Origin of the sequence: Rathayibacter sp. PhB151 (assembly GCF_004366415.1) — a bacterium.
GTDB classification, from domain to species: domain Bacteria; phylum Actinomycetota; class Actinomycetes; order Actinomycetales; family Microbacteriaceae; genus Rathayibacter; species Rathayibacter festucae.
Genome location: NZ_SOEN01000006.1, coordinates 340,536 through 359,219, shown reverse-complemented (window position 1 = coordinate 359,219; position 18,684 = coordinate 340,536). Strand labels below are relative to the sequence as shown.

Below are 18,684 nucleotides of genomic sequence, written 5' to 3'. Positions count from 1 at the left end.
GGGCGGCTCCCGAGTCAGGCGAAGCCCAGCCGCACGAAGGTGCCGATGTCGGCGAGCTCCGCCTGGCTCACGCCGTGGGCCACGCCCTCGTAGACCCGCGCGTCGAGCGCGGTGTGCGCCGGGAACCACTCCGCCGCGGCCGCGACCAGCTCCGGCGGGATGACGGCGTCGAGCGTGCCCCGGCCCCAGAACACCGGCGGCCGCTGCTCGGCGAGGACCTCGTCGGCCGCGTCGCCCTCGGTGAGCGGCACCACGAAGCCCGAGAGGGCCACCGCGAACGCGAACCGGCCCGGGGCGCGCCGCAGCAGCTGCACGGCCAGCGCCGCGCCCTGCGAGAAGCCGAGCAGCCCGACTGGACCGTCGTGCTCGAGCGCGTCGAGCCAGTCGAGGACGCCCTGCGCCGCCGCCTCGACCGCGACCGGGTCGGCCCGGGGCTGGTCCGGATCCAGCGGCACCCGCAGCGGCCACCAGGCGTTCGCGCCGCCGTCGAGGGCCAGCGGAGCCCGGAGCGACGCGAGCACCGGCTCCAGTGGCAGGTAGGCGCCGAGGGAGAACAGGTCGCCCTCGTGCGAGCCGTAGCCGTGCAGGAGCACCAGGAGGGGCCGCCCGGCCCGGTCCTTCGCGGAGGAGGACCACAGCACTGCGTTCGCGTCGATAGCCATCGGACCATCATCGCCGAGCCCGCCGGATGCGAGCCGAAACCGGACTGACATGAACGTCGGGTAAGAATGGCCCTATGAGCGTGCGTACCCCTGATCCCAACTCCGGGTGGCTGTCCGACGATGAACTCGCCGAGATCCGCCGTCGGCTCCCGCTGCTGTACGTCGAGGCGGTGCCCGTCCGCGTCGACGGACTCGGCCAGGTGACCGAGGTCGGGGTGCTGCTCCGGGCGACCGCTTCGGGGCAGATCACGCGCACCATCGTCTCCGGCCGGGTGATGTACGGCGAGACCCTCCGCGACGCGCTCTTCCGCCACCTCGAGAAGGACCTCGGCCCGATGGCGTTCCCGCTGCTGCCGGCCAGCCCCCTGCCCTTCCACGTCGCCGAGTACTTCCCCATGCCCGGCATGGGCCCCTTCACCGACGACCGGCAGCACGCCGTCTCGCTCGCCTACGTCGTCCCCGTCACCGGCACCTGCGACCCCCGCCAGGACGCCCTCGAGCTGACCTGGATGACCCCCGACGAGGCCTGCTCCGACGCCGTCTCCGCCGAGATGGAGGGCGGGCGCGGCGCCTTGCTGCGGGCAGCGCTCGCATCCGTAGGGAAGCTCCGCTGAAGGAAGGCCCGCAGCGTGCCTTCTCGCGCGCCGCGGGGCGGCGCGCCGCGGTCGGCTCTCGCAGGTGGTCGGGTTCCGCAGAGCGTCCGACGTCCGCCTAGCGGAATTCGCTGGCACGCGAATTCCGCTTACGGCTCAAAGCGCGCTCTCGCGCCGAGAGTCGGGGCGAGGGGGCTTCCCGCCTCTGGGCTCAGTGGTGGCCGCAGTTCTCGGGTCTGAGAGGCCTTCGACCTGAGCCGGCCGTGCTCTCGCGCGGGCACGCCGATGGGACGGGAGTTGCGCTCGGACAGACCATTCTGCGTCAGCAGGAAACTCAGCAGTGGGGGAGCGGGGTCGTCGAACGACTCGCGAACGATCTGCGAGCGGAGTTCCCGGCGATGAAGGGCTTCTCTCGTCGCAACCTGCTCTACATGCGCGCATTCGCCGCCAGCTGGCCTGAGCCGGGAATCGTGCAACAGCCTGTTGCACGATTGCCCTGGGGCCACATCACCGTGCTCCTCGACCGGCTCGACGAACGTGATGCACGCGACTGGTACGCCGAGACGGCGGTGGAGCGGGCCTGGTCACGGAACATGCTGGCCAACCAGATCATGAACCGCACCCGCGATCGGATCGGCGCGGCACCGACCAACTTCACGGACCGACTCACCCTGTCCGACTCGGACCTCGCGCGGGAGCTCGCGAAAGACCCCTACGTGTTCGACTTCCTCGACCTTTCCAAGGACGCCGCAGAGCGAGACCTCGAGCAGGCCCTCATGGATCGCATCGTCGACACCCTCCGCGAGCTCGGCGCGGGCTTCGCATTCATCGGCCGCCAGGTGCATTTCGATGTCGACGGTGACGACTTCTTCCTCGACCTGCTGTTCTTCCATGTGGACCAGCTCCGGTACGTGGTCATCGAGCTCAAGACCGGCAGATTCCAGCCCGAGTACGCGGGCAGGCTCGGCTTCTACGTCGCCCTCGTCGACGACAGACTCCGCAGGCCGGCACATGCTCCGACGGTGGGGATCCTGATCTGCGGCAGCCGTAACGAGCACACTGTCAGATACTCGCTGGGAGGCGCCGAATCGCCGATGGCGGTGTCGACCTACTCGTACGACAGTCTGCCGGCGGCAGAACGAGCCGTCCTGCCCGACGCCGAGCGACTCGCTGAAGCTCTCGACTGGGAACGAGAAGCCCCGGCCTGACGACAGTCGGAGCAGCGCCGACTGCCGTTCCTCCTTCGCCACCGCCGCAGAAGAAGCAGCCTCTCCGAGAGACGACGAAGGCCGGGACCCCGACCCGCGACTCCGTCGCGGGAGGACTCCCGGCCTTCCTCATCTGTCTTCGTGCAGTCGTCGCGGCACGCCCACGTCGTCAGACGCTGCGCCCCCGGACCGGCCGCCCCTCACGAGGCGGAGCGGCGATTCGCGTGCCAAGCGAATCGCCGGAGCCGTTCGCAACCCGCTCTGCAGAACGCGACCGTCCACCCAGCCGACTGCGGCGCGCCGCCACGCGGCGCGCAAATCGGCTCAGCCTTGCGCGCGTCGCGCAGGGCGGCGCTCGGCGCCGGCCGGGGCGGAGCTGCTGGAGCCCGAGCCCGTGCTGTAGTACGAGCGCGAGCCGCCCGAGGTGGTCGCTGCGGCGGCGGAGCGGCCGCGGCCGCCGCGCTGTCCGCCGCGAGCGGCGCCGTCGGAGCTTCCGCCGGTGCCGCGGCGGGGACGGTCGGAGCCGGCGCCGGCGGGAGCCGCCGAGCGCTCGCCGCGTCCGCCGCGGGGGGCGGTGCCGCCGTCGGTGCGTGCAGCGCGCTTGCGCTGCGCGTTGGCGCCCTGCGAGCGGCCGCCCTGCGACTGGCCGCGGACGGGCTCGACGACGGCGGTCGGGGTGACGTACGCCGCGACGTCGCCGACGAGCTTCGACACGGCGGCCGAGTCGGCGGTGACGAGCTGCGGGGTGACCTGGATGGCGGCCTTGCGCAGGAGGGTCTTCACGTCGCCGCGCTGGCTGGGCAGGACGACGGTGACGACGTCGCCCTCGCTGCCGGCGCGGGCGGTGCGGCCCGAGCGGTGCAGGTACGCCTTGTGCTCCATCGGCGGGTCGACGTGGATGACCAGCTCGACGTCGTCGACGTGCACGCCGCGGGCGGCGACGTCGGTGGCGACGAGCACCTTCACGGTGCCGGCGCCGAAGGCGGCGAGGTTGCGGTCGCGGGCGACCTGCGAGAGGTTGCCGTGCAGGTCGACGGCGGGGATGCCCTGGCCGGTGAGCTGCTTGGCGAGCTTCTTCGCGTGGTGCTTGGTGCGCATGAAGAGGATGCGGCGGCCGGTGCCGGACGCCAGGGTCTTCACGAGGGCGTTCTTGGCGTCGAGGCCGTCGACCTCGAAGACGTGGTGGGTCATCAGCGCGACCGGCGAGTTGGCCTCGTCGACCGAGTGCAGCACCTCGTTCTGCAGGTACTTCTTGACGAGCTTGTCCACGCCGTTGTCGAGCGTGGCCGAGAACAGCAGGCGCTGTCCGCCACGGGGGGTCTTGTCGAGGATGCGCGTGACGACGGGCAGGAAGCCCAGGTCGGCCATGTGGTCGGCCTCGTCGAGCACGGTGATCTCGACGGCGTCGAGGTTGACGAAGCCCTGCTTCATGAGGTCCTCGAGGCGGCCGGGGCAGGCCACGACGATGTCGACGCCCTGCTTGAGCGCGGCGACCTGGCGCTGCTGTGAGACGCCGCCGAAGATCGTGGTGGTGACGATGCCGTAGGCGTCGGCGAGGGGCTGCATGGCCGCGGTGATCTGCGTGGCGAGCTCGCGGGTCGGCGCGAGGATCAGGCCGAGCGGGCGGCCCGGGCGGCGGCGTCCGCCGGCGAGGGCGCCGCCGAGGCGGGCGACCATCGGGATGGCGAACGCGAGGGTCTTGCCGGAGCCGGTCTTGCCGCGGCCGAGCACGTCGCGGCCGTTCAGGGTGTCGGGGAGCGTGTCCACCTGGATCGGGAACGGCTCGGTGATGCCGTTCGCGGTCAGGGCGGTGACGAGGGGTGCGGGGACGCCGAGAGCGGCGAAGGTGGGGATGGTCGACATGGATGGTGCCTTTCGGGGCATCATGCCGATCTGACAGCGCAGGCGGTGGCCGGGCGCGGGTGATCGGCTGTTCGGGCGAAGGTGACGGTGGTCACATCCGTTCGCCGTACGAAGCGGTGCGCGCGGCCGGGGGCCTCATGCACGTGCGCCAGATGGTCGGGATCCAGAGGGATCCGCAACGGAAAATGGGCGTTCTACGACGCGGGGGAGCGCAGTCGTCGCGCTCGCACCCTTCCACCCTAGTGGGTGCCGATCCATCCCCGCATGGTCGACTGCACGCGGGAGCCGTCGAGGTCGGCCAGCTTCAGACCGACGAAGTCCCGCGCCCAGTCCGAGGTCTGCACCCGGAAGGGCGGCTCCGGGTCGCGCAGGGTCTGCAGGATCACCGCGGCCACATCGGCCGGCTCCTGGGCGTGGGTGGAGGAGAAGGCGGAGGCCGTGCGGTCGAGGTAGGCGCCGAGCGCGCCGGCGTAGGGGCCGGCCTCGGCCATCAGGGCGGAGGCGTCGATGCCGACGTTCTCGACGAAGCTGCTGCGGACGGCGCCCGGCTCGATCAGCGAGACGTGCACGCCGACGGCCGCGGCGACGGGCGCGAGCGCCTCGAAGAAGCCCTCGATCGCGAACTTCGCGGCGCAGTAGTCCTCGTTGAAGGGCTGGCCGACGGCGCCGCCGACGCTCGACACCGTCACGATCCGACCGCGCGAGGAGCGCAGCAGCGGCAGCGCGGCGCGGGTCACGGCGACCGTGCCGAAGAAGTTGACCTCCATGACGCGGCGCAGCTCCGCCGGGTCCTCGAGCTCGGTGATGCCGATGTGGCCCGCGCCGGCGTTGTTCACCAGGACGTCGAGCCCGCCGTGCACGGACTGGATCCGCTCGAGGCAGGCGGTGACGGAGTCGGCGTCGGTGATGTCGAGCTCCTGCACGTCGAGCTCCACCCCGGCCCCGCCGATCGCCTCGCGGAGTCCGTCGGCGTGCTCCACGTCGCGGACCGTCGCGACCACCTGCCAGCCCGAGCGGGCGGCCTCGATCGCTGTCGCGCGGCCGATGCCGGTCGAGGTTCCGGTGACGAGGAGGACGGGTCGGGGCATGCTGATTCCTGCTTTCCGGCGCGGGAGCGCGCCGCCCGGAGGCTATCGGCGGAGCCTCCGAGAACGGTCAGCATCGGCGGCGGGATCTCGATACGCCCTCTGCGAGGGCTGCTCGATCAGCATGTCGGCGCCGCGTCAGCCCCTGTAGCGCTCGCCCACCGGCACCTCGACCGGCAGCGTGTTGCCGGCCTGCGCGAGCGGGCAGGCCCAGGCCGGATCGTACGCGCAGGAGGGGTTGTAGGCGAAGTTGAAGTCGAGCACGAGCGTCGACGGCGTCGCTCCGGTACCGAGATCGGCGCCTTTCACAGTGTCGAGCAGGTAGCGCCCGCCGCCGTAGGTGCCGCCCGGCGTCCCGGCCAGCGCGTCCTTGACGGGCACGAAGAGCCCGCCGCCGTAGGAGCCGAGCTTCCAGACGTCCAGGGTCCCTGCGGAGGGGACGTCGACGGTCCCGACCAGCTCGAACGGCACGACGCCGTCCGTCCCGGTCTCCACGTCCATGCGCCGAGCCTCCTCGGCCGGCGCGACCTCGAGCTCGAACCGCCAGGCCGCGTCGTACGGTGCGATCGGCAGCGAGCGGAAGTGCGCCCGGTCGGCGGGCAGCAGGGGAGTGGCGGGGTGTCGGTCGAACAGCGCGTTGCGCGCCCGGATCCACGACGCGTGCGCGGCGAGCAGGTCGACGTTCGACAGCCTGCGGACCTCGGCGTACATCGCCTGGACGTGGCGGCGCCAGTCGGCGACCTCGATGGCGGAGGCGAGCCGGCGCCGCGGCGACACGGCGCCCTCTTCCTCGCTGCCGTCGTCCTCGCCGGAGGGCCAGCGGAAGCGCAGCAGGTCCGCGCGGGACAGCTCGACGGCCTCCTCGGCCGATCCGTCGGGGCTCACGGTGCGTCCTCCCCTCGGGGGCGGGTATCGGCGCCGACGTCGTGACGCCAGGTCGGGGCCAGCGCGCGGATGCGGATCCCGCGCCACTGCCAGAACGCCCACATCGACGGCCAGAGCGCCGGCGAGGCGAGTCCGGCGCTGAACTCCAGCCGGTCGCGGAAGAGCGTCCGCCCATCGGGGAGCGGCGCGACGGCCATCCGGTGGTCCCACGCGGTGATCAGCCGCAGCGCGCCGGAGAGCGGAGCGCCGTTGTCGCGGAGGATCCGGACGTCGGGCATCGACGGGACGCGGCGGTAGGAGAGGTCGATCTCCTGCGCTCCCATCGGCACGATCCCGAGCGCGTCCATCGCGACGTCGTGCGGCCCGAGGCCCCAGGTCGGCCGGAAGCCACCCTCGTCCAGGGACGCGGCGGTCAGGAACGGGGACATCACCTCGCGGAACACGGCCGGACTCTGCAGGGCGCGCCAGGCGGAGTCGGGGTCGGTGTCGAGCACGTGCTTGAGCATCACCTTCACGGAGTCCATCCTCCTCCGGGTTCTCCCGGGCGGGAACCGGGTGCGCGCCGGGCCGCGGGCGTGTAGGCGGCGGCGGAGCGGTCGGTACCGTGGAGGAGTGAACGCCGCGCTCCCCGACTCCGACCGCACCGCCGCCGCCCCGGCCGCCGCCTTCGACCAGGGGTCGTACCAGATCCGCTTCGACTGGGGCGCCCGAGGCCTCCGGGACCTCGCCCCGGCACACATCACCGTGCTGGTCGACGCGCTCCCCGGAGGCGCGGACGACGCGATCGACCCCGACGGGATCGACGGCCACGTCGTCCGCGCCGGCTTGGCCGACCGCAGCGCCGTGGCCCGCTGGATCCTCGAGCGCCAGCACGAGAACGGCGGCCGGACCAGCGTCAACGTCGTCGCCGTCGGCGAGCTCGACCCGAGCGGCGAGCCGCGCTTCGCCGTCGAGGACCAGCTGGCCGCCGGCGCGCTGATCGACGCCCTGATCGGGCTCGGCATCGACCACGTCTCACCCGACGCGGCCGTGGCCTCGGCCTCCTACGAGGGACTCCGCCGGGCCTGCGTGCACCTGCTGACCGCCTCCGCCACCGGACGCCTGCTCACGGCGCAGGGCCGCGGGGCCGAGATCTCCGCCGCCGCCCGCGTGGACACCGTCGACGCGGTGACGGTCCTGCGCTCCCCGCGCTGACGGACCGGGCCTGAGCGTCTCCGCAAGGGGTGCGGCCGCGCTCGACCCGCGGGGCCGGAGCGGCGTAGCGTTCCCCGGGAGCGGAGGACCGCCTCCGCCGATCGTCTCCGCGACAGGAAAGCTGGCCCGAATGAAAGCCGTCCTCAACGACGTCGTCATCGCCGACGCCCCCGACTCCGACCTCATCTCCATCGAGGGCAACTGGTACTTCCCGCCCACGAGCGTGAACAACGACTACCTGGTGCCGAGCAGCACCCAGTACACCTGCCCGTGGAAGGGTGAGGCCCAGTACTACGACGTGAAGTCCGACGACGGGATGCTCAAGGACCGCGCCTGGTCCTACCCGACGCCCTACCCGACCGCGTTCGACCGCGTCGGCAAGGACTTCTCGGGCTACCTCGCGTTCTGGAAGGACGTGAAGGTCGTCGACTAGCCCTCGCCGTGGTCCGCGCGCTCGGCGCTCCGGCGCCGGTGCGCGCGGACCTTCGCCCGGTTGCCGCAGCGCTGCATCGAGCACCAGCGCCTGGAGCCGGCCCGGGAGGTGTCGAGGTAGAGGATGCGGCAGTCCTCCGCGTCGCAGCGGCGCAGCCGCCCCGGAGTGCCGCCGCCGAGCAGGTCGACCGCCTCGCGGGCGAGGGTCGAGAGCGCCTGCCGCGCCGCCGCGTGCGAGCGGCCGGCCTGGCGCGAGCCGCCGGAGAGCGACGGCGGCACGTCCGGCATCGCGGCGAAGAGGTTGACGACGTCGACGTCCGCCGGGTCGCCCACGGCACTCCGCTCGGCGGCGACTGCCAGCCGCGAGACCGCGCCGCGCAGCATCAGCGCGTCGTCGAGCCGGGCGTCGCGGGCGGTGGCGTCGACGGCATCGAAGCGCTCGGCGAGCCAGGCCGCCAGGGCCTCGTCGGAGTCGAGGCGCTCGCCGGGGATCCCGCGGAGCGGTCCGGTGCAGGCGAAGTCGAGCGCCAGGCTGCCGGAGTCGAACCACCAGCGCAGTCCGCCCGCGTCGACCAGCCACTGCCCGGTGCTCGGCACCCGGCCGCGGACCACGCGATGCGGTGCGCCCTCGCTCACGCCGAGCGCTCGCTCGCGGCCGGTCGCGCCGGCACCTCGCGGCGCCGCCACTCGATCGCGTTCGCGGCCTCGAAGCGCCGGGCGCACTTCCCGCAGGCCAGCGGCCGGCTCGGGCGGCGGTGCCGGTAGAAGAGGTGCCCGCTCGGGCAGCTGCCGACCCACGGGGCCAGCTCGTCCGCGGTCGGGTTGCTGTGCGTGCGGTCGCCGGTGTAGCCGAGCGCGGTGGCGATCCGCCGCCACGCGGGCCCGTGCCCGGCCTTCGGGCCGGCGAGCGCGTGCGCGACCTCGTGCAGCAGCGTCTGGTGCACCTCCTCGTCGCTCCACCGCGCGGCGAGGTGACGCGAGACGGTGATGCGCCGGTCCTTCCAGTGGCAGGCACCGCCGCGGGTGCGGGCGTGATCGAAGGCGAAGCTCCACGAGGCGTCCAGGTGCTCGCGCAGCAGCGCGTCCGCCCAGCGGGCGACCTGGTCGAGCTCAGCCATCGGTCGGATCGGCTCCGGGGCTCAGGCCTCGTCGCCCTCGGCGCGGCGGCGGCCGCGCACGGCGCCGTCCGCCCGGGGGCCGCGGGTCGACTCGTCCTGGAACTCGGAGGCGGCGGCGAAGCCGAGGCGCGCGACCTCGAGCTCCTCCTCCTCCACGCCGACCCGCTCGCCGAGCGCGGTCGCCGCGTCGAAGTCTCGCGCCGCCTGGCTGTACTCGCCGCTCTCGAAGAGCGCGAGCCCGCGGTGCTTGAGTGCGAAGGAGTGCTCGACGTGCCACTCGTGCGTGCGCGCCTCCTCGACGCAGAGCGTCAGCTCGGAGAGCGCCTCGTCCGAGCGGTCGCGCAGCTGCATGAGGCGCGCGCGGCGGACGCGCGCGGTGAGCAGCTCGGCGCGGTCGCCGGAGAAGCGGGTGCGGCGGACGGCCTCGGTGGCGATGTCCCAGGCCTCGTCGAGGCGGCCGAGCAGGCGCAGCAGCTCGGCCTTCTCGGTGAGCGCGGCGAGGGAGCGCAGCGCGCCGATCTCCTCCAGGCGGTCCTGGGCGGCGTCGACGTCGATCTCCTCGCGGAGCGTCGCGGGGTCGTGGCGGATGATGATGCTCAGGGCGGTTCTTCCTCGTGGATGCGGATCCGGATCGGCGCACGTGGCGGCGAGAGGACGGAGGGGGCTCTGGCCCCCGTCCACTGTACGGGCAACCGGGCCGGGCCGCCCGGCCCGGGCACGGGTTCGAGGTCGGCCCCGGCGCCGCTCCTCGGCCCCGGCGCCGCTCCTCAGCCCCGGCGACTCTCCTCAGCCCCGGCGGACCTGGAAGATGCTGCGGGCCGGCAGCGGCGAGGGCGTGGCGGTGTCGTCGGTGACGACCGAGGCGCCGCCGAGGAAGTTCTCCAGCTCGCGCCCCTGCACCAGCTTCGCGGGCGCGGGATCGGAGGCGAGCCGCCGCGGCAGCCCGTCCACCGGCAGCGGAGAGGGCGAGGCGAGCATCACCACGTTGCCGAAGCGCTTGGCCTTCAGCATCTGGGTGTCGGTCATGATCGCCGTGTGCGCGAAGACCGCCGCGAGCGTGGCGGCCTGGGCGCGGGCGAAGGCCAGCGCCCCGCCGTCGGCCACGTTGACCGCCACGACGCCGGTGGGCGCGAGCAGCGGCGCGATCTCCCGGTAGAACTCGGCACTCGTGACGTGCGCGGGCGTCCTGGCCCCGGAGAAGATGTCGACCACCACGACGTCGACCGTGCCGAGCAGCCCCGGCGGCAGCTTGCCGAGCACCTCGCGGGCGTCGCCCTGGCGGATCCGGATCTGCGCGCCGCGGGGCAGCGGGAGCGCCTCCCGCACCAGGTCGACGAGCGCCGCCTCGATCTCGACCACCTGCTGGCGCGAGCCGGGCCGGGTCGCCGCGACGTAGCGGGGGAGGGTCAGCGCGCCGGCGCCCAGGTGCAGCGCCGTCACGGCCTCGCCCTCGGGCGCGAGCAGGTCGATCGCGTGGCCGATCCGCCGCACGTACTCGAAGGAGAGGTGCGTGGGGTCGGCGAGGTCGACGTGCGACTGCGGGGTCCCGTCGACGACGAGGGTCGCCGCGTCGGAGGAGTGCCGGTCGGGCTCGATCTGCGCGAGGAATCCGCTGGCGAGCACGGCGCGGGGGTGCTCGGAGTCGTCGCCGCGTCGGCGACCGGTGCGTTCGGCCATCCGACCAGTCTGCCGTGCCGCGCAGGAGGGGAGGCGGAGCGGGAGAGGCGGGGAGGGCGAGACCCTCGGCCCGGCCGTATACCCGAGGCCCGTGCCGGGCGCAAGCACCTGCACTTGCGCGGCGTGGCGCGGTGCATCTATAGTTGTACTTTGCGCTCCCGAGTGCCGAGTCGTCATATTGCGGTCGACCAGCCATCGGAACCCGGCATCAGATGGTGGATGCCGATGCCACACTCTAGCCCCCGCCCCGAAGGCCGCGTCAAACCGGTCGCTTCGTCGCTGCGGCCGCGTCACCGCGGTCACGGAACGGGGAGCAGGACGTGTCGGCCCGCCCGGCGGGAGCCCACTCCACACATCCCACAGATTGAGACCCGCGAGGGTCTACGGAGGTTCCTTCCTTGGCTGCTGCGCCCAACGCAACCACCACCTCACCCAAGAACGGACGCGGAGCTTCGCGTCTCTCGTTCGCCAAGATCAGCGACACCCTGACGGTTCCGGATCTGCTCGCGCTGCAGACCGAGAGCTTCGACTGGCTCGTCGGCTCGGAGGCGTGGAAGACCCGCGTCGCCGAGGCGAAGGCCGTCGGCCGGGAGGATCTCCCCGCCAACTCCGGACTCGACGAGATCTTCGAGGAGATCTCCCCGATCGAGGACCTCAGCGAGACGATGCAGCTGAGCTTCACGAACCCGTACCTCGAGCCCGAGAAGTACACGATCGAGGAGTGCAAGGAGCGCGGCAAGACCTACGCCGCTCCGCTGTACGTCGAGGCCGAGTTCATGAACCACCTCACGGGTGAGATCAAGACCCAGACGGTCTTCATGGGCGACTTCCCCCTGATGACCGAGAAGGGCACGTTCATCATCAACGGCACCGAGCGTGTCGTCGTGTCCCAGCTCGTCCGCAGCCCGGGCGTGTACTTCGAGCGCCAGCAGGAGAAGACGTCCGACAAGGACATCTACTCCGCCCGCGTCATCCCCAGCCGCGGTGCCTGGCTCGAGTTCGAGATCGACAAGCGCGACCAGGTCGGCGTCCGCATCGACCGCAAGCGCAAGCAGTCGGTCACCGTCTTCCTCAAGGCCCTGGGCCTGACGAGCGAGGAGATCCTCGAGCAGTTCGCCGGCTACGAGTCGATCGAGCTGACCCTCGAGAAGGACAACATCCTCACCAAGGAGGACGCCCTCCGCGACATCTACCGCAAGCTCCGCCCGGGCGAGCAGGTCGCCGCCGAGGCCGCCCGCGCGCTGCTGGACAACTTCTACTTCAACAGCAAGCGCTACGACCTCGCCAAGGTCGGCCGCTACAAGATCAACCGCAAGCTCGGCATCGACAAGGCGCTCTCCGACTCCGTGCTCACGGTCGAGGACATCATCGCGACCATCAAGTACCTGGTCGCGCTGCACGACGGCCGCACCAACCTGCCCGGTGTGCGCGACGGCGCCGCGGTCGACCTCCGCCTCGACGTGGACGACATCGACCACTTCGGCAACCGCCGCATCCGCGCGGTCGGCGAGCTCATCCAGAACCAGGTCCGCACCGGTCTGTCCCGCATGGAGCGCGTCGTCCGCGAGCGCATGACCACGCAGGACATCGAGGCGATCACCCCGCAGACCCTGATCAACGTCCGCCCCGTGGTGGCCGCGATCAAGGAGTTCTTCGGCACCTCGCAGCTGTCGCAGTTCATGGACCAGAACAACCCGCTCGCGGGTCTGACCCACAAGCGCCGCCTGTCGGCGCTCGGCCCCGGCGGTCTCTCCCGTGAGCGCGCCGGCGTCGAGGTCCGCGACGTCCACCCGTCGCACTACGGCCGCATGTGCCCGATCGAGACCCCGGAAGGCCCGAATATCGGCCTGATCGGCTCGCTCGCGTCCTTCGCGCGCATCAACTCGTTCGGCTTCATCGAGACCCCGTACCGCAAGGTCGTCGACGGCGTCGTCACCGCGCAGATCGACTACCTGACCGCGTCCGAGGAGGACGAGTACCTGGTCGCCCAGGCGAACGCCCCCCTCACCTCCGACATGCGCTTCGCCGAGGGCAAGGTCCTGGTCCGCCCCAAGGGCGGAGAGGTCGAGCTCGTCGACGCCGAGCGCGTGCACTACATGGACGTCTCCCCGCGCCAGATGGTGTCGGTCGCGACGTCGCTGATCCCGTTCCTCGAGCACGACGACGCGAACCGCGCGCTCATGGGCGCGAACATGCAGCGTCAGGCCGTCCCGCTGCTGCGCAGCGAGTCGCCCGTCGTTGGAACCGGCATGGAGGGCTTCGCGGCCATCGACGCCGGCGACGTCATCACGGCCGACAAGGCCGGCGTGGTCCAGGAGGTCTCCGCCGACTCCGTCACCGTCCAGCTGGACGAGGGCGGCACGCAGACCTACTTCCTGCGCAAGTTCGACCGCTCGAACCAGGGCACCTCGTACAACAACCGCGTGGTCGTCTCCGCCGGCGAGCGCATCGAGGTCGGCGAGATCGTCGCCGACGGTCCCGCGACCGAGAACGGCGAGCTCGCGCTCGGCAAGAACCTGCTCGTCGCGTTCATGCCGTGGGAGGGTCACAACTTCGAGGACGCGATCATCCTCAGCCAGAACCTGGTGAAGGACGACGTCCTCTCCTCGATCCACATCGAGGAGTACGAGGTCGACGCCCGCGACACCAAGCTCGGCAAGGAGGAGATCACCCGCGACCTCCCCAACGTCAGCCCGGAGCTCCTGGCCGACCTGGACGAGCGCGGCATCATCCGCATCGGCGCCGAGGTCCGCCCCGGCGACATCCTCGTCGGCAAGGTCACGCCCAAGGGCGAGACCGAGCTCTCGGCCGAGGAGCGCCTGCTCCGCGCGATCTTCAACGAGAAGAGCCGCGAGGTCCGCGACACGTCGCTGAAGGTGCCCCACGGCGAGCAGGGCACGATCATCGGCGTCAAGGTGTTCGACGCGCAGGACGGCGACGACGAGCTCGGCTCGGGCGTCAACCAGCGCGTGGTCGTCTACATCGCCCAGAAGCGCAAGATCACCGAGGGCGACAAGCTCGCCGGCCGCCACGGCAACAAGGGCGTCATCTCGAAGATCCTGCCGGTCGAGGACATGCCGTTCCTCGCCGACGGCACCCCGGTCGACATCGTGCTCAACCCGCTCGGCGTCCCCGGCCGGATGAACTTCGGCCAGGTCCTCGAGATCCACCTCGGCTGGATCGCGAAGCAGGGCTGGAAGGTCGACGGCAAGCCCGAGTGGGCCAAGCGCCTGCCCGAGCACGCCCGCGAGGCCGCTCCCGGCACCAAGGTCGCCACCCCGGTGTTCGACGGCGCGGCGGAGGAGGAGCTCGCAGGGCTCCTCGACTCCACCACCCCGACCCGCGACGGCGAGCGCCTGATCGGCTCGTCCGGCAAGACGCAGCTGTTCGACGGCCGCTCGGGTGAGCCCTTCCCGGACCCGGTCTCGGTCGGCTACATGTACATCCTGAAGCTGCACCACCTCGTCGACGACAAGATCCACGCGCGCTCGACGGGCCCGTACTCGATGATCACCCAGCAGCCGCTCGGTGGTAAGGCGCAGTTCGGCGGCCAGCGCTTCGGCGAGATGGAGGTGTGGGCCCTCGAGGCCTACGGTGCCGCCTACGCGCTGCAGGAGCTCCTCACCATCAAGTCGGACGACATCCTCGGCCGCGTGAAGGTGTACGAGGCCATCGTCAAGGGTGAGAACATCCAGGAGCCGGGCATCCCGGAGTCCTTCAAGGTCCTCATCAAGGAGATGCAGTCCCTGTGCCTGAACGTCGAGGTCCTCTCGGCCGACGGCACCGCGGTCAGCCTGCGCGACACGGATGACGAGGTCTACCGCGCCGCGGAGGAGCTCGGCATCAACATCTCCTCCCGGTTCGAGTCGTCCTCCGTCGACGACATCTGATCCCGCGCCAGCATCTGACGACTCCCCGTCTCTGACGAGACACCCTGTTTTCCGACAAGGAGAAAACATTGCTCGACGTAACAACTTTTGACGAGCTGCGCATCGGCCTCGCGACGGCCGATGACATCCGTCGCTGGTCGCACGGTGAAGTGAAGAAGCCCGAGACCATCAACTACCGCACCCTCAAGCCCGAGAAGGACGGTCTGTTCGGCGAGCAGATCTTCGGACCCTCGCGCGACTGGGAGTGCTCCTGCGGCAAGTACAAGCGGGTCCGCTTCAAGGGCATCGTCTGCGAGCGCTGCGGCGTCGAGGTCACCAAGTCCTCGGTCCGCCGCGAGCGGATGGGCCACATCGAGCTCGCCGCCCCCGTCACCCACATCTGGTACTTCAAGGGCGTCCCCTCGCGCCTCGGATACCTGCTGGACATGGCGCCGAAGGACCTCGAGAAGGTCATCTACTTCGCGGCGTACATGATCATCGACGTGGACGACGACGGCCGTCACGCCGACATGCCCGGCCTCGAGAACGAGCTCCGGCTCGAGATCAAGACCCTCTCGGACCAGCGCGACTCCCGCATCGCGGACCGCCTGGCGCGCCTCGAGACCGACCTCGCCGCCCTGGAGGCGGAGGGCGCGAAGAGCGACCAGAAGCGCCGCACCAAGGACGGCGCCGAGAAGGAGATGGGCCAGATCCGCAAGTCCTTCGACGAGGACATCGCGCGACTGGAGAGCGTGTGGGAGCAGTTCCGCACCCTGAAGGTGGGCGACCTCAAGCCCGAGGACGCCGTCTTCAACGAGCTCGTCGACCGCTACGGCGTCTACTTCGAGGCCTACATGGGCGCCGAGGCGATCAAGAAGCGCCTCGAGCAGTTCGACCTCCAGGCCGAGGCCGAGACGCTGCACCTGCAGATCGCCGAGGGCAAGGGTCAGAAGAAGATCCGCGCCATCAAGCGCCTGCGCGTCGTCAACTCGTTCCTCGCCACCGGCAACTCGCCGGCCGCGATGGTCCTCGACGTGGTCCCGGTCATCCCGCCGGAGCTGCGCCCGATGGTCCAGCTCGACGGTGGCCGCTTCGCCACCTCCGACCTGAACGACCTGTACCGCCGCGTCATCAACCGCAACAACCGCCTCCGCCGCCTGCTCGACCTCGGTGCCCCCGAGATCATCGTGAACAACGAGAAGCGCATGCTCCAGGAGGCGGTCGACGCCCTCTTCGACAACGGCCGCCGCGGCCGTCCCGTCACCGGTACCGGCAACCGCGCCCTGAAGTCCCTGAGCGACATGCTCAAGGGAAAGCAGGGTCGCTTCCGCCAGAACCTGCTGGGCAAGCGCGTCGACTACTCGGGCCGCTCGGTCATCATCGTCGGACCGCAGCTCAAGCTGCACCAGTGCGGTCTGCCCAAGCAGATGGCACTCGAGCTGTTCAAGCCGTTCGTCATCAAGCGCCTGATCGACCTCTCCCACGCGCAGAACATCAAGGCCGCCAAGCGCATGGTCGAGCGCTCGCGTCCGCAGGTCTGGGACGTGCTCGAGGAGATCATCCGCGAGCGCCCCGTCCTGCTCAACCGCGCGCCCACCCTGCACCGACTCGGCATCCAGGCCTTCGAGCCCCAGCTGGTCGAGGGCAAGGCGATCCAGCTGCACCCGCTCGTCTGCGCCGCGTTCAACGCGGACTTCGACGGCGACCAGATGGCCGTCCACCTGCCCCTGTCGGTCGAGGCCCAGGCCGAGGCGCGCATCCTGATGCTCGCCTCGAACAACATCCTGAAGCCCTCCGACGGCCGCCCGGTCACCCTGCCCACGCAGGACATGATCATCGGCCTCCATCACCTGACGACCATCCGCGAGGGTGGCGCCGGTGAGGGCCGCGCGTTCTCCTCCGTCTCGGAGGCGATCCTCGCGAAGGACCAGGGCTCGCTGCACCTGAACTCGAAGGTCCGCATCCGCATGTCGGACGTGTACTTCGTGCAGGGTCAGGCTCCCGAGGGCGTCGAGATCGACGACAAGGGCAAGGTCACCGCGCCCGTCCTCCTCGACACGACGCTCGGCCGCGCTCTCTTCAACGAGGCGCTGCCGGTCGACTACCCCTACTTCGAGCAGGTCGCCGACAAGACGACCATCTCCGGCATCGTCAACGACCTCGCGGAGCGCTACCCGAAGGTGGAGGTCGCCGCCTCGCTCGACCGCATCAAGGACGCCGGCTTCTACTGGGCCACCCGGTCCGGTGTCACCGTCGCCCTCTCGGACATCCTCACCCCGCCCTCGAAGCCCGTCATCATCGCGGGCTACGAGAAGAAGGCGGCCAAGGTCGAGTCCGAGTACGACAAGGGTCTGACCACCCAGGCGGAGCGCCGCCAGGAGCTCGTGAAGATCTGGACCGAGGCGACCGACGAGGTCGCCAAGGCGATGCGCGCGAACTTCCCGATCGACAACACGATCAACCGCATGGTCACCTCCGGTGCCCGTGGTAACTGGCTGCAGGTGCGCAACATCGCCGGCATGCGCGGCCTGGTGAACAACCCGAAGGGCGAGATCATCGCCCGACCGATCATCTCCTCGTACCGCGAGGGACTGTCGGTAGCCGAGTACTTCATCGCCACGCACGGTGCCCGCAAGGGTCTGGCCGACACCGCGCTCCGCACCGCGGACTCGGGCTACCTGACGCGTCGACTCGTCGACGTCTCGCAGGACGTCATCATCCGCGAGGACGACTGCGGCACGACCAAGGGCCTCGACCTGCCGATCATGCTCCAGGACGCCACCGGCGCCTGGATCCAGGACTCGAACGTCGAGAACTCCGTCTACGCCCGCTCGCTCGCCACCGCGGCGACGAACGAGGCCGGCGAGGTCGTGGCCGAGGCCGGCGAGGACGTCGGCGACGTCCTCATCGAGAAGCTGGTCGGCGCCGAGGTGCGTCACATCAAGGTGCGCTCGGTCCTGACCTGCGAGTCGGCCGTCGGCGTCTGCGCGGCCTGCTACGGCCGCTCGCTCGCCACCGGCAAGCTCGTCGACATCGGAGAGGCCGTCGGCATCATCGCGGCCCAGTCGATCGGCGAGCCCGGCACGCAGCTCACGATGCGCACCTTCCACACCGGTGGATCGGCCTCGGCCGACGACATCACGCAGGGTCTGCCCCGCGTGCAGGAGCTCTTCGAGGCCCGCACCCCCAAGGGTGCGTCGCCGATCGCGGAGGCCGCCGGTCGCATCACGATCGAGGACACCGATCGGGCCCGCCGGGTCATCCTCCAGCCGGACAACGGCGACGAGGCGGTCATCTACCCGGTGCTCAAGCGCTCGCAGCTCCTCGTCGAGGACGGCCAGTCGGTCGTGCTCGGTCAGCAGCTGCACGTGGGAACGGTCGACCCCAAGGAGGTCCTGCGCGTGCTGGGCGTCCGCGAGGTCCAGAAGCACCTCGTCGGCGGCGTCCAGGGCGTCTACCGCTCGCAGGGCGTCCCGATCCACGACAAGCACATCGAGGTCATCGTCCGGCAGATGCTCCGCAAGGTCACCGTCGTCGACCACGGCGACACCGACCTGCTGCCGGGTGAGCTCGTCGACCGCTCGCGCTACAGCGAGGTCAACCGTGCGGCTCTGACCGAGGGCAAGCGGACCGCGTCCGCCCGCCAGGAGGTCATGGGCATCACCAAGGCCTCGCTCGCGACCGAGTCGTGGCTGTCGGCCGCATCCTTCCAGGAGACCACCCGCGTCCTGACGCAGGCGGCCATGGAGGGAAAGCGCGACCCGCTGATGGGCCTCAAGGAGAACGTGATCATCGGAAAGCTGATCCCGGCCGGAACGGGTCTGCCCCGCTACCGGAACGTGTCGGTCGAGGCGACGGAGGAGGCGAAGGCCGAGCGGTACCCCAACCGCATCTTCGCCGACGACGCCGCGTTCAGCGACGCGGACCTCTCGTTCGTCGACTTCGACTCGTTCTCGAGCGACGGCTACGAGCCCGGCAACTACAGCTGAGTTCGGTCTGAGTGACGAAGGGCCCCGCCGGGAGACCGGCGGGGCCCTTCGTCGTCCGCGGCACCGTGAGGGCGGGACGACGCGGGACGGCGGCCTCGCGCGGCGCGCG

15 protein-coding genes are annotated in these 18,684 nt (G+C 71.0%); 6 read left to right on the top strand and 9 right to left on the bottom strand.

The features are described from left to right. Nucleotides 1-14 precede the first annotated feature (14 nt). Nucleotides 15-662: an alpha/beta hydrolase-fold protein gene (locus EDF35_RS02370; RefSeq protein ID WP_133960610.1), complete on the bottom strand. Its 648-nt coding sequence runs from the start codon at nucleotides 660-662 to the stop codon at nucleotides 15-17. 74 nt (nucleotides 663-736) lie between these two features. On the opposite strand from EDF35_RS02370, the gene EDF35_RS02365 reads away from it, so the two are divergent. Beyond that, a complete protein-coding gene (locus tag EDF35_RS02365) occupies nucleotides 737-1,276 on the top strand; it encodes an NUDIX hydrolase family protein (protein WP_123445016.1) in 540 nt (179 codons plus the stop codon). 242 nt (nucleotides 1,277-1,518) lie between these two features. Then, on the top strand, nucleotides 1,519-2,463 hold the full coding sequence (locus EDF35_RS02360) for a PDDEXK nuclease domain-containing protein (RefSeq protein WP_243839819.1): 945 nt from the start codon (nucleotides 1,519-1,521) through the stop codon (nucleotides 2,461-2,463). A 324-nt stretch (nucleotides 2,464-2,787) separates the two neighbouring features. Here EDF35_RS02360 and EDF35_RS02355 read toward each other — a convergent pair whose 3' ends face one another. The 4 genes from EDF35_RS02355 to EDF35_RS02340 all read right to left on the bottom strand — a co-directional run bounded on the left by EDF35_RS02355 (nucleotide 2,788) and on the right by EDF35_RS02340 (nucleotide 6,820). Continuing rightward, nucleotides 2,788-4,326, bottom strand: coding sequence for a DEAD/DEAH box helicase (locus EDF35_RS02355; protein ID WP_133960608.1), 1,539 nt, complete (start codon nucleotides 4,324-4,326; stop codon nucleotides 2,788-2,790). Nucleotides 4,327-4,565: 239 nt separating this feature from the next. Further along, nucleotides 4,566-5,414, bottom strand: coding sequence for an SDR family oxidoreductase (locus tag EDF35_RS02350; RefSeq protein WP_133960607.1), 849 nt, complete (start codon nucleotides 5,412-5,414; stop codon nucleotides 4,566-4,568). Between the two features lie 135 nt (nucleotides 5,415-5,549). Continuing rightward, nucleotides 5,550-6,122 carry a DUF1684 domain-containing protein gene (locus EDF35_RS02345; RefSeq protein ID WP_133961471.1) on the bottom strand — a complete coding sequence of 191 codons (573 nt, stop codon included), beginning with the start codon at nucleotides 6,120-6,122 and terminating at the stop codon, nucleotides 5,550-5,552. Nucleotides 6,123-6,292: 170 nt separating this feature from the next. Then, nucleotides 6,293-6,820, bottom strand: coding sequence for a hypothetical protein (locus EDF35_RS02340; protein ID WP_217274397.1), 528 nt, complete (start codon nucleotides 6,818-6,820; stop codon nucleotides 6,293-6,295). 88 nt (nucleotides 6,821-6,908) lie between these two features. Here EDF35_RS02340 and EDF35_RS02335 point away from each other — a divergent pair, with 88 nt between their 5' ends. After that, nucleotides 6,909-7,490 (top strand): 2-phosphosulfolactate phosphatase, encoded by a 582-nt coding sequence (locus EDF35_RS02335; RefSeq protein ID WP_133960606.1) that lies wholly within the window; start codon nucleotides 6,909-6,911, stop codon nucleotides 7,488-7,490. Nucleotides 7,491-7,620: 130 nt separating this feature from the next. Continuing rightward, complete coding sequence (locus EDF35_RS02330; protein ID WP_123445021.1) at nucleotides 7,621-7,923, top strand: DUF427 domain-containing protein; 303 nt, start codon at nucleotides 7,621-7,623, stop codon at nucleotides 7,921-7,923. On the opposite strand, the gene EDF35_RS02325 is transcribed toward EDF35_RS02330, so the two are convergent. The 4 genes from EDF35_RS02325 to EDF35_RS02310 all read right to left on the bottom strand — a co-directional run bounded on the left by EDF35_RS02325 (nucleotide 7,920) and on the right by EDF35_RS02310 (nucleotide 10,717). Next, a complete protein-coding gene (locus EDF35_RS02325) occupies nucleotides 7,920-8,558 on the bottom strand; it encodes a CGNR zinc finger domain-containing protein (RefSeq protein ID WP_243839818.1) in 639 nt (212 codons plus the stop codon). The two genes, EDF35_RS02330 and EDF35_RS02325, sit on opposite strands and share 4 nt — an antisense overlap. Further along, a complete protein-coding gene (locus EDF35_RS02320; RefSeq protein WP_133960605.1) occupies nucleotides 8,555-9,040 on the bottom strand; it encodes a SprT-like domain-containing protein in 486 nt (161 codons plus the stop codon). Before EDF35_RS02320 ends, EDF35_RS02325 begins: the two co-directional genes overlap by 4 nt. Nucleotides 9,041-9,061: 21 nt before the next feature. Next, on the bottom strand, nucleotides 9,062-9,721 hold the full coding sequence (locus EDF35_RS02315) for a hypothetical protein (RefSeq protein ID WP_208322999.1): 660 nt from the start codon (nucleotides 9,719-9,721) through the stop codon (nucleotides 9,062-9,064). A 105-nt stretch (nucleotides 9,722-9,826) separates the two neighbouring features. Then, nucleotides 9,827-10,717, bottom strand: coding sequence for a fused MFS/spermidine synthase (locus EDF35_RS02310; protein WP_123733504.1), 891 nt, complete (start codon nucleotides 10,715-10,717; stop codon nucleotides 9,827-9,829). A 398-nt stretch (nucleotides 10,718-11,115) separates the two neighbouring features. Between EDF35_RS02310 and rpoB the strand changes: the two genes are divergently transcribed. Together rpoB and EDF35_RS02300 are read left to right on the top strand one after the other, a co-directional pair. Then, nucleotides 11,116-14,607: a DNA-directed RNA polymerase subunit beta gene (gene rpoB, locus EDF35_RS02305; protein ID WP_123445024.1), complete on the top strand. Its 3,492-nt coding sequence runs from the start codon at nucleotides 11,116-11,118 to the stop codon at nucleotides 14,605-14,607. Between the two features lie 68 nt (nucleotides 14,608-14,675). Next, nucleotides 14,676-18,575: a DNA-directed RNA polymerase subunit beta' gene (locus EDF35_RS02300; RefSeq protein WP_123733505.1), complete on the top strand. Its 3,900-nt coding sequence runs from the start codon at nucleotides 14,676-14,678 to the stop codon at nucleotides 18,573-18,575. Nucleotides 18,576-18,684: the final 109 nt, after the last annotated feature.

What these genes read in the sequence shown, in the direction of transcription:
- EDF35_RS02370 (WP_133960610.1), bottom strand. Translation starts at nt 662, where the DNA reads ATGGCTATCGACGCGAACGCAGTGCTGTGGTCCTCCTCCGCGAAGGAC.
- EDF35_RS02365 (WP_123445016.1), top strand. Translation starts at nt 737, where the DNA reads ATGAGCGTGCGTACCCCTGATCCCAACTCCGGGTGGCTGTCCGACGAT.
- EDF35_RS02355 (WP_133960608.1), bottom strand. Translation starts at nt 4,326, where the DNA reads ATGTCGACCATCCCCACCTTCGCCGCTCTCGGCGTCCCCGCACCCCTC.
- EDF35_RS02350 (WP_133960607.1), bottom strand. Translation starts at nt 5,414, where the DNA reads ATGCCCCGACCCGTCCTCCTCGTCACCGGAACCTCGACCGGCATCGGC.
- EDF35_RS02345 (WP_133961471.1), bottom strand. Translation starts at nt 6,122, where the DNA reads ATGTACGCCGAGGTCCGCAGGCTGTCGAACGTCGACCTGCTCGCCGCG.
- EDF35_RS02340 (WP_217274397.1), bottom strand. Translation starts at nt 6,820, where the DNA reads ATGGACTCCGTGAAGGTGATGCTCAAGCACGTGCTCGACACCGACCCC.
- EDF35_RS02330 (WP_123445021.1), top strand. Translation starts at nt 7,621, where the DNA reads ATGAAAGCCGTCCTCAACGACGTCGTCATCGCCGACGCCCCCGACTCC.
- EDF35_RS02320 (WP_133960605.1), bottom strand. Translation starts at nt 9,040, where the DNA reads ATGGCTGAGCTCGACCAGGTCGCCCGCTGGGCGGACGCGCTGCTGCGC.
- EDF35_RS02310 (WP_123733504.1), bottom strand. Translation starts at nt 10,717, where the DNA reads ATGGCCGAACGCACCGGTCGCCGACGCGGCGACGACTCCGAGCACCCC.